Genomic DNA, 10,182 nt, shown 5'->3' with positions numbered 1-10,182 from the left:
TAGATATCTATGAAAAACATTGCTTCAAAACATTGAAAATTACATATTTGAAGTACTTCTAAAAAATAAATACCTTTTGAAGTAAATTTGTTATAATAAACTTATAGAAAGGATAAAGGAGTTACTAAAGTATGAATGTTAGAAAATTCGCTTACATTCGTGTAAGTAGTAAAGATCAAAATGAAAACCGACAACTTGAAATTATGAGGCAATATATAAAAGACGAACGGGACATTTTTATCGATAAACAAAGTGGAAGAGATTTTAATCGAGAGCAATATCAACTTTTAAAACGAATGTTAAGAAAAGGGGATATTTTATACGTTCACTCACTTGATCGTTTCGGAAGAAACAAGGAAGCCATCCTTCAGGAATGGAAAGATATCACCAAAAATATTCAAGCACATATTATTGTCCTGGATATGCCATTGCTTGATACGACACAATACAAGGATAGTTTAGGGAATTTGATTACAGATCTTGTATTACAAATTCTTTCTTGGCTTGCTGAAGAGGAACGAACAAAAATTAAGACTCGTCAACGAGAAGGAATTGAAATCGCTAAGAAACAAGGGAAACATTTGGGAAGACCTAGAACTGAAATTACTGAAGAATTTATTGCAGCTTACACAGAGTGGAAAAAAGGTGAAATTTCAGCATTAGAAGCAATGAGAAGATGTAATATGACTAGCCCGACATTCTATAGGGTAGTCAAAAGATATGAAAATAGAAAATAATCTTATCTACAAAAAAATTTTACTTTGTCCTTAGTTACAAGAATGCTGGTATTGGTCCTTATGAGAGAATTGGGTAAATTTCTTGTTTTCTAAAAAGGAATTTCACCGTAATACATAAAGGACTTAGCTAATTGCACATTACTTTTGGTTTCTTGTACAATATAAGAAAGAGAAATAGACAGGGAGAGGAAACCCATGTCCACAAAATTAGTAAATTTACGAATCGATTTTGCTTTTAAACAGTTATTCGGAACAAAAGGAAACGAAGAAATTTTAACTGGTTTCTTGAATGCTGTTTTAGAGGAATCTTTAGATGTACCTATTACATCTTTACAATTGGAAGATCCACATCTTCATAAATCTTATGAAGATGATAAGTTATCCATATTAGACTTGTTAGCAACACTCGACAACGGAACACAAGTGAATATAGAAATTCAGCTTCGAAATACACATGATATGGTGAAACGCTCTCTATATTATTGGAGTAAGCTCTACACATCCCAAATGCAAGAGGGGATGCCGTATCGTTCACTTCGGAAAACAATTACCATTAACTTATTAGATTTCATATTATTTTCTCATGACGACTCATTTCACACCATCGGCCAATTATGGAATGCCAAAACACAACAGATACTAAGTGATGATATTGAAATTCATTTTGTAGAGATTCCAAAATTAGTGAAACAATGGCGTGAAGAAAAAGTAAATCCATGGGAAAATTCATTTGTCCGTTGGATGTTATTGTTGCCAGCCCACGAAGATGAACATTTAACTCAAACATTGGAGGAGATTGCGATGAATCAAGATCCAATTTTACAAAAGGCAATAACTAAATGGGAAAATATGAGCCATGATTCTTCCTTCCGAACAGCTTATGAAGCTCGTGAGAAAATACTTCTAGATGAACAAGCTAAAATAGCTCATGCACGAGAAGAAGGCATTGAACAAGGAAAAATCCAATTAATTCGTGGTATGCATAAAAATGGCATGCCATTAGAAGATATTGCAAAATTCACTGGTCTCAGTACAGAAGAAATACGAAAATTACTATTATGATTATATATCATGGCAAAAGCTTTGCGAAAACTCCCGCAAAGCTTTTTATTTTATCCATCTATATGACCATTTTTGGACTTATCTCGGCTGAACCCCTATTTCAGGAGTAATTATCATAATTTTCGTAAAAATATTCAACTTCCTTACAAATTGCACTCAAATTTTCAAATGCTAATTCAAGCTCTAGAGCGGCAATAATAGCAGGAATATCATCCAAGTCCTCACTCATATCCCTTGCTAATTCTTTTAAATCATAAGATATAGCACTCCAAATTCGATGGATTTTTCGAATGATTGGTAAAATATACGTTTCTGATGGATTAACACTGCCAAGTTGAAATGCTAAGGAAGTAAAAGTTCCATAAACAACAGAATACTCGAGATGATTTCTGATTCCTATAAGAGGAATCATCTCAATACACTTTTCATACGCATAATCACACTCTCCAATCGTTGTATAAAATTGGGATAGATCTCTCGTCATATTTTGAGCTTGCTGATGATATTTTAAAGCATGATTGGATAAATCATTACAAATATATAAAAATTTAGATTTAGTAATTGGAGACAAGTTACCGTTTTGTGCCTCCAAAAGAATTTGATTAAAGTCATCATGATGTTTAATACAGATTAAGTCTGTATCAGTTACAATATTTTGAGCAAGAGAAATTATTTCTGCAGGTTCTCCGTTTCCCAAAAATATAGATGCTTGCTTTATTTTGTTAGTTACTCCCCATGATATAAATAACATTATACCAAATGGAGTATCTTCTTCTACTAGACGGTCCCAACTTTCCTTGAACTTCCCATCACTTTTAGTGCATATGTAATCCTTTAATGCGTCTATATTTATTGGTAGGGAATTGCATTTTTTCATATAATCAGAAAAATGTCTCCATTCATCTACTGATAAAATAAATGGAGAATTATTATCTTCTAATTGACGTATCGAAAAAACTACAGGGTTCATAAAAATACCTCTCTACATTTTACTATTTACTAATTTATGTTGGACAGAAATATCTATAGGTTGTAATGAACCCTGTAGTTTTTTCTTATAATCAGTGACAAGATCACCTGCTAATTCCATTCTGATTTTTTTCACATTGGAAAGATTTGGTCCATCCTGAACTTTGATTTTCCAAGTTGTGTAAGGATTTGGAATGAAATAGTTGTAAGCAAACTCTTCAGCTATGGTACCATCAGTAATAATCGTGGTACCTTGATAACTAAATCCTCTATAAAAGGGTTCTGAATTAAATTGAAATTGTTTCTCCCTATAGTTATCGTAATAGTGTCCTGAGTTTGTAATTCGAATTTGTACCCTAGAAGTAGCATCTATTCCATCTAACCAAATTCGCATTAATTTAAGACGAACGCGATACTCATTTTCAAAATAAGAATCGTTTAAATTTATTTCCCAAGAGGTTTCCCTATGTTCTTTTAAAGACTCTAGAATCTTAGAGTCTGTAATTTCTATTATTCTATTCTGAAAAGGTTGTGGAGGTGGATTGAACATCCTTAAAGCATTCATACAATCTGTTTGTATTGTTGCTACATCTACTTTTAGTTCTGACACTCCTTTTAATATATTCGGATTTACAGATGAATCCTGAAGAGCCCAATATTTATAAGCATGTTTATAATTGGCTAATGCTACAAATAGAATTTGCTTCATATCTATATAACGTTGATACAACTTTTGTTCCATTTCTTCAGTTTCAGATTCTTGACTCTCTAAATTTTTAATATACTCTTCTATTCTTGCAAGATCTGCCCGATGGATATGTTTTTCAATTAACAGACGAAATAGTTCTTGACTACAACGAATGTGGGCTACTTGATTGGAAGCAAGTGTTTGTCCATATACAGCTAAAATATCTAATTCTAGTAAATATTCTTTGGCACCTTCAATTTCCTTCCTAATTGCATCATCTAAAGCGGCAGCTGTTTTTAACTGGAATATCTCCCAAGAGGCTTTACCAGTTAAATCTTCTTGAGGAATTTGCCACTCCGTATCTTTAATCTTTTCAAATAGATCATCTGGGAATTGCATATCTCTTGATGCTTTTGATATCTCTTCTGTTAATACAAATACCTTGTTAATTAATTCAACAAGATCATTTAGCCCTTCCATACTTTCTTTTAATGCCTGAGCTAATGCAGATAGTTCACCACCAGTTTCAATAATTTCTTTTAAATTACTAATAATCCCTAATATCTCTCCAGGTGCAGAAGTTCCTCCTGAAGCAATTATCGAACCCAAAGATTGTGTAAAGTTCAGTACAGTATTTACCATTTTAAAAGCTAATTTCATCTGTTGTTCATATTGATATTTTTTTAGTCCATACTCGAACTCGATCTTAGAGAATATTAAGACATTTTGTTGATTCTCAAACTGGCGTAAAGATGTTTCAATAGCATCTCGAGAATTTTTCAAATTATTTTCAGCTTGATTAATTAATGTTTCTTTAAATAATAGTGTATCTTGTTCATGTCTTAGCATTAGCAAAGCGGCATTTTTTCGATCATCAATTGTCAAGTTTTTATCTAAATATCGATGATATTGTTCTTCAAATTGCTGTGCTGCTGCCAAAAAAGCATTAATTTCATCTCTATAGAGTTCTTTATCTAACAGCGGAACAAACGTATTATCACCACGATTGGCAGTCAAAATGGTAAATAACGAAGTACTTTGTAAGCATAATGAACCTTGTCCATCATATTGAGCAGTAAATATCTTTAACCAATTTAACTGATTAGCTGCAATATCTGGTTTTGATTCAAAAAATAAACAAGCTACTTGGAAAACAGATGCAAAAAGTTTTGGAAGTTGTGTTGTAGGAACTACGTATGTAATTTCTGCTACGGTAAATGTACCTTCGTTATCATACAATCGTACTCCTTTATTGCTCAATTCTATAGAGTAAGGGGGGACATTACTTTGGCTATAGATTGGAGTAGCATTTAATGTTCCAGAAAGCTCCATAGCATATATCGTCAACTGGGCTAAATCTCCTCCATTTTTATAATCTAGTATAATCTCTGCTGTTCCCTCAGATTCTATTTCTACACGTCTTGCTCTAATAACTATTTGCATATCTTGTAAAATACAATTAAATTCATCAGGAATTCGAACAACATCCGCAAAGATTGAAATCATTCTTGGTGTCAATTCACTGTTTTCAATAGACTTATATACTTCACCTAAGTCAACGAATAAATCACGAATTTCATATTTTGTTCTTGTTGCATTTAAGTAAGACGTTCCTGGAATTTGTTGATTGTTCAATAACTCTTCGTATAAAATTTTATAATCAATACTATGAATCATTATGAATTCCCCCATTTAGACAAAATAAGAAACAAAAGAAAGGTCGTATTGAATAAATAGAATTTTATTCTTACAATTTTTCTTTTGTCTCTAGATATATAACCTAAGCTATTTTTATTTTACTTATTCATGTATTAGGTTCTCTTATAGTGTTTGGACATATTTTATTATAACTGTTAATTTTTAAAATCTGCCATGCTTACGCTGTGTATTGTTCAACAATGAATCCTACATCTGCATTAACTCGGAAGTCATCTGCTTCTTGACCAACAACTTCCCATTGCATAATTGCCAATTCAATTCCAAGATCGGCAAATTCCGGATCATCATGAATATCTTCCATAACAATTTTAGATAGTTCATCAAGATCATGGTGAAGAGAGTTCCAAATACCATGAATTTTTTGTATTATAGGTAAGGCGTCAGCCATCTGTTGCTGAATTTTATTTATTCCCGAATCTGTTTTATCAAGCAAAGACATCAGATAAACATTTCTTTTGATTATCTTTTCAGCTTCTTCAATTTGTTCTTCTAAAGCCTTAACTTTAGCTTCTAATACTTTTCCTTCTGTACTATCGAGAATTTCCTTTAAAACAAGACCCCAAATAGGACCTAGTAGTAGAGAAAGCCAGGATTGAGATTTGTAATCTTCGTAATTATCCATAGCGTCTTCTAGCTCTTCTCTTAATTCCCCTATAGATTCTCTAAGCTCTTCTACTTCGTCACTATGTTCTCCGTATATTTCATCATATTTCACCTTAATTTCTGTTAAATCCCTATAATCATTAGCCGTGTCAGTTGCAAATACTCCAATCATTGTTGCCAAAGCACCAGCATGATCGCGAAATTCTGCTGCTTCCTTCGCTAACTTTTTACAAATCTTTTGAAACATTTCTAAAGATTTAGTATCACCATCTAAAATGGCTGGTAAGTAATCCAATAAAGGTTTGTAGTAAACTGTCGCCCTTCTGGAATAATTAACAATTTCATTAGCGACACCAAGAACTTCTCTATATGTGTTGTCCGTCCAATTTTGACAATGAGATTTAACATTTGAATAAACTGAATACAGTTCGCCAAAATCTGGAATTTCATCCGAAGACGAAAGTGCTAAAGTTTTACGCATTTCAGCTTCATTTACAGGGACATATACACCATCACCTGTATATTTTTGAATCATAATCCAGTCTTCTTTAGAAAGTAAAAATGGTGATTCTTTACTACCTCCAAGATCCCTTGGCGAAATATCTCGTTTTACCATTACAATACATCCTCTCTAGTTTATAAAGTATTCTATTTATTAACTCCCCAAATAAAAATCTTCAAAGATTTTAGGAAATGAATTTTTAGCTTCATTAATAAATTAATGAATGGTTACCTTAAGATATACAGAACCATGATGCAGAAAACTTTTCTAATCATCAGTTACACAGACTCTAATATCAAAAAAACTGAAACCATGATCCGTTTGAAAACAAAATTCATAATTCTGAGTTTTTGCCCATGAAATTACGCTTGACTTAACGGCCCACTGCCATCCGTTCCTAAAACAGACATTTGCGTTAGATACTTTTAATGTGGTATTTGGTGCATCCATTTTAAAAAGTTAATACTTTGTTTTTCAGAAGTAACAAAAGTTTCATGAGTAACAAGTTTAATATTTTTCATGATTAATACTACATCTCCTTTTTGGGGATTCAACACTAAAGATATTACATGAAAATTTAGTTAATGTTTGATAACATTATTAGGAATTTATAACGATTTTTACTTGAATTTAGTAATTAATAGAGATTCAGTTAATACCGTTAACTATGAAGGGACATCAGGATTTTGTGAATGTATAAAGTTAAGGAAGAAATCCTAATCTCAATAGGTTTTACTCTATTGAGATTATTCGTTCAATCAAAAAATTATTTTCAATTTTAATTAGGCATGTTCTTTCTGAATATATGATAATTATTTATGGCCAGAATTCATATATTTTAGTAAAGGGTGTATTGATTCCGGTATTGTTTTGGAGTAATTTGGGTATTTTTTTTGAAAATCTTAGTAAAATAACTTTGACTATTAAAATTGAGTAAAGTACTGATTTCTAATAAAGTATAGTTAGTTAAAGTTAAAAGTTTTTTTGCCTCTTCCACTTTTACACGATGAATATATTCACTTATTGTTATTCCTACCTCTTTTTTAAACATTGTAGATAGATACATAGAATTCTTATTAGTAATATGTGCAAGCTGTTTGAGGGATATTTCTTGATAAATGTTTTTTGAAATATAATTTTGGCAAGTAGTAATCGTCTTCGAATAATTTCTCACATTACATGTTCTTACATGTTCTGTTAAACTACAAAAAGCCTCTTTTACTAAAACTAATATTGATTTTACATCATTTATTTTTTCTACATTTTGTATGTATAACTCACAAATTGAAAAAGCGATGTCTGAAGGCAACCCTCCATCTATTGCATATCTAGTAGCTATAGCAATGCCAGCAATCGCTTGATTTTTTCGATTTCTTAATTCACTAGTTATGCACAAAACTGTAATTGTCTTATGAGGAAATGAATCCCAATGTTTTATTAATTCCTCTTTGTTCCCAGATTTAATTGCTTCAAACATTTTGCTGGAAACGGCTATTTCATTACGCATAGAATTATTTTGATGACAAATTGAAATATATAAGTCAGGATTCTCGACCCTACAGATTTCGCGTTTAAACTGTTTATTCTTCTCAATAACAGTGTTAACATCTATTTTTTGTAAATAAATCATGTAATAGAGTAGAACACTGATATGAATTAAGGATGATTGTTTTATCGTGGGTATTAAATGATAATAGTTTATTATTTCTTGTTTGTTTATAACGATATGACAATTATTTATAATTCTATCCAGCATTTTTTCAAATGGTTTGAAATATAAAGAGGGCCCAATAATAAAAGTTCCTTCAAAATTTTTATTATTTTCTAAGTTTATTAAAATGAAGTTTTCAAAATAATTATTATTTCTAATAATAGGAAAATTAGCGGGATCATTATCCGAATAAAGTTCATTTAGGTATTCCTCTTTAGAGGAATACCAAGGGTTTGGAGTATTATGATATATATTTTCATAAAGGATATTCTTGTTCTTATCTAAAAAACGAACAGCTATCTCGAATGTTTGAGATATCAAATGACAAATATACTCCTTATTATCTGGATGATTAGATATTTTCATGGTAGACACCTCTCAGGATAATAATAATTTTATAATCATTCAAAACATATAATCCACCTAATGATTAGCATCACTAACTTAACTTTACATAATTAGTAAATTTAAGTATGAATTGAAATGTTTTCCTATTAATTATAGTAAAATTAACTTGAATTTTCATGTGATATTTACAAGGAAAGGCATGTAATAATGCATATCTAGCATTGGCTATTTTTTTATTTATAATATGAATTTGAGGTTGAAAGTCTCGATGAAAACTCACTTATGCCGGTACTGAATCAAAATGATAAACATCCATATACTTTTCAACAACAAAAATTAGAACAAATCATAAATAAAGACTTATTACTAGAGGGGGTACCGCCCATTGTCATCAAGATAAAACGAAATTGTATCTATAAAACGAAAAAAACGTTATTCTTTCTAAAAAATGCTAGATTAGAAAGGATGACGTTTTCTTATGAATCTCTCGATTCAAGATGAACTACAACCATTTGCGGAAGAATTACAACGATATGTTACACCTGTATTTTTAGAAGAACTTGCAAGAAATCTTGGGTTTGTAAAGCGAAAACGCAAGTTTTCTGGCTCAGACTTAGCTACTATTTGTATTTGGATGAGTCAACGGATTGCAAGTGACCCATTAGTCCGATTATGTAGTAGGCTTCATGCAGCTACTGGTACTTTACTTAGCCCTGAGGGCTTAAATAAACGTTTAAATGCGAAAGCAGTTTTGTTTTTACAACATATTTTTTCTTTACTGTTACAACAAAAAGTATGTGAACAAACGCAAATTTCTAACCATCTCTTCTCTTATTTCCAGCGAATTCGTATCCTAGATGCTACCGTATTTCAAGTGCCAAATGCTTTAGAGAATGTATATCCAGGCTCTGGAGGATGTGCCCAAACAGCCGGAATCAAAATTCAATTAGAATATGATCTGCACAGTGGGGAATTTCTTAACTTTCAAGTTGGACCAGGAAAAAATAATGACAAAACATTTGGGACGGAGTGCTTAGATACCTTACGACCAGAAGATTTATGTATTCGTGATTTGGGTTATTTTTCAGAGGAATAAATTTCATTTTAGCTAACAAAAGGATTCATATATTATGAATATCCTAAATTTTATTTTTATAGATCCTAGTCTAAGTGTTTATAGAGGTACACCTTTTCGAACAGTTTGTTCTTTGAACATTTTATGATGTAGGGAATCCTCCTATTGTCTATAAAAGTATACTTTTACAGATAACTCAAGGGACTAACTTAACACCAAATACATGAAAGTAAAAAATGTATCTCAAGGTTTACCTTTTGGTACTTAAAACGAATTGGTAATAAATTTCTCAATATAGATATTGCTACTATTTTTAGTTATAATATTCAAAATTAAAATTTAATGTAATATCATGAAAAGGTGATGGTTATCACCCTATTTGTTTCTCCTTATGCCATAGATAAGACTGAGTTCCTGGTCTTATCTTTTTTATTTATGAGGTCTTGTTACACATTCATTAACATAACAAAATTTTTGTTATGGGTTATTTGTTGTCATTGGCTTGATGGCGGTGTGGCGGTACCCCTTAACGTTGTAAATCCGCATTTTGGGGACGCTACCCCTGTATGAAAATGGCAGAGGTAGCGAATTGCTTTCACCGGAACAGCGACAAGCCTTTATGCAAATTCCTGAAGATGAGTGGGTGCTAGGAACCTACTACACTTGTTCAGACACCTCCTTATCAGCTCTTTATAATAATAAATTACAATATATAGTTAATATGTTATTATTTTAAATGTTATGTCTCGCAAATTATTACATAGGAGG

Annotated in this window: 6 protein-coding genes and 1 pseudogene; 3 read left to right on the top strand and 4 right to left on the bottom strand. The window is 31.4% G+C overall.

The features are described 5' to 3' along the window. Positions 1-131: 131 nt before the first annotated feature. Both V7024_RS22120 and V7024_RS22115 read left to right on the top strand, forming a co-directional pair. Positions 132-737 (top strand): recombinase family protein, encoded by a 606-nt coding sequence (locus V7024_RS22120; RefSeq protein WP_035435913.1) that lies wholly within the window; start codon positions 132-134, stop codon positions 735-737. Positions 738-932: 195 nt separating this feature from the next. Then, positions 933-1,799, top strand: coding sequence for an Rpn family recombination-promoting nuclease/putative transposase (locus V7024_RS22115; RefSeq protein WP_335523960.1), 867 nt, complete (start codon positions 933-935; stop codon positions 1,797-1,799). Between the two features lie 100 nt (positions 1,800-1,899). Here V7024_RS22115 and V7024_RS22110 read toward each other — a convergent pair whose 3' ends face one another. The 4 genes from V7024_RS22110 to V7024_RS22090 form a co-directional block, all read right to left on the bottom strand. After that, on the bottom strand, positions 1,900-2,769 hold the full coding sequence (locus V7024_RS22110; protein ID WP_335523958.1) for a hypothetical protein: 870 nt from the start codon (positions 2,767-2,769) through the stop codon (positions 1,900-1,902). Positions 2,770-2,781: 12 nt separating this feature from the next. Beyond that, positions 2,782-5,133 carry a hypothetical protein gene (locus tag V7024_RS22105; RefSeq protein WP_335523956.1) on the bottom strand — a complete coding sequence of 784 codons (2,352 nt, stop codon included), beginning with the start codon at positions 5,131-5,133 and terminating at the stop codon, positions 2,782-2,784. Positions 5,134-5,332: 199 nt separating this feature from the next. After that, complete coding sequence (locus V7024_RS22100; RefSeq protein WP_335523954.1) at positions 5,333-6,394, bottom strand: alpha-xenorhabdolysin family binary toxin subunit A; 1,062 nt, start codon at positions 6,392-6,394, stop codon at positions 5,333-5,335. Between the two features lie 724 nt (positions 6,395-7,118). Further along, complete coding sequence (locus V7024_RS22090; RefSeq protein ID WP_335523951.1) at positions 7,119-8,357, bottom strand: AraC family transcriptional regulator; 1,239 nt, start codon at positions 8,355-8,357, stop codon at positions 7,119-7,121. Positions 8,358-8,817: 460 nt separating this feature from the next. On the opposite strand from V7024_RS22090, the pseudogene V7024_RS22085 reads away from it, so the two are divergent. Beyond that, positions 8,818-9,432 (top strand): annotated as a pseudogene (locus V7024_RS22085) (IS4 family transposase); the annotation flags it as partial. Positions 9,433-10,182 lie beyond the last annotated feature (750 nt).

This window comes from Bacillus sp. JJ864 (assembly GCF_036963045.1).
In the GTDB taxonomy this organism is placed as follows: domain Bacteria; phylum Bacillota; class Bacilli; order Bacillales; family Bacillaceae_G; genus Bacillus_A; species Bacillus_A pseudomycoides_C.
This window is presented reverse-complemented; position numbering and strand designations above follow the sequence as displayed.

Coding starts and splice junctions, on each gene's coding strand:
- V7024_RS22120 (WP_035435913.1), top strand. CDS start 132: ATGAATGTTAGAAAATTCGCTTACATTCGTGTAAGTAGTAAAGATCAA.
- V7024_RS22115 (WP_335523960.1), top strand. CDS start 933: ATGTCCACAAAATTAGTAAATTTACGAATCGATTTTGCTTTTAAACAG.
- V7024_RS22110 (WP_335523958.1), bottom strand. CDS start 2,769: ATGAACCCTGTAGTTTTTTCGATACGTCAATTAGAAGATAATAATTCT.
- V7024_RS22105 (WP_335523956.1), bottom strand. CDS start 5,133: ATGATTCATAGTATTGATTATAAAATTTTATACGAAGAGTTATTGAAC.
- V7024_RS22100 (WP_335523954.1), bottom strand. CDS start 6,394: ATGGTAAAACGAGATATTTCGCCAAGGGATCTTGGAGGTAGTAAAGAA.
- V7024_RS22090 (WP_335523951.1), bottom strand. CDS start 8,357: ATGAAAATATCTAATCATCCAGATAATAAGGAGTATATTTGTCATTTG.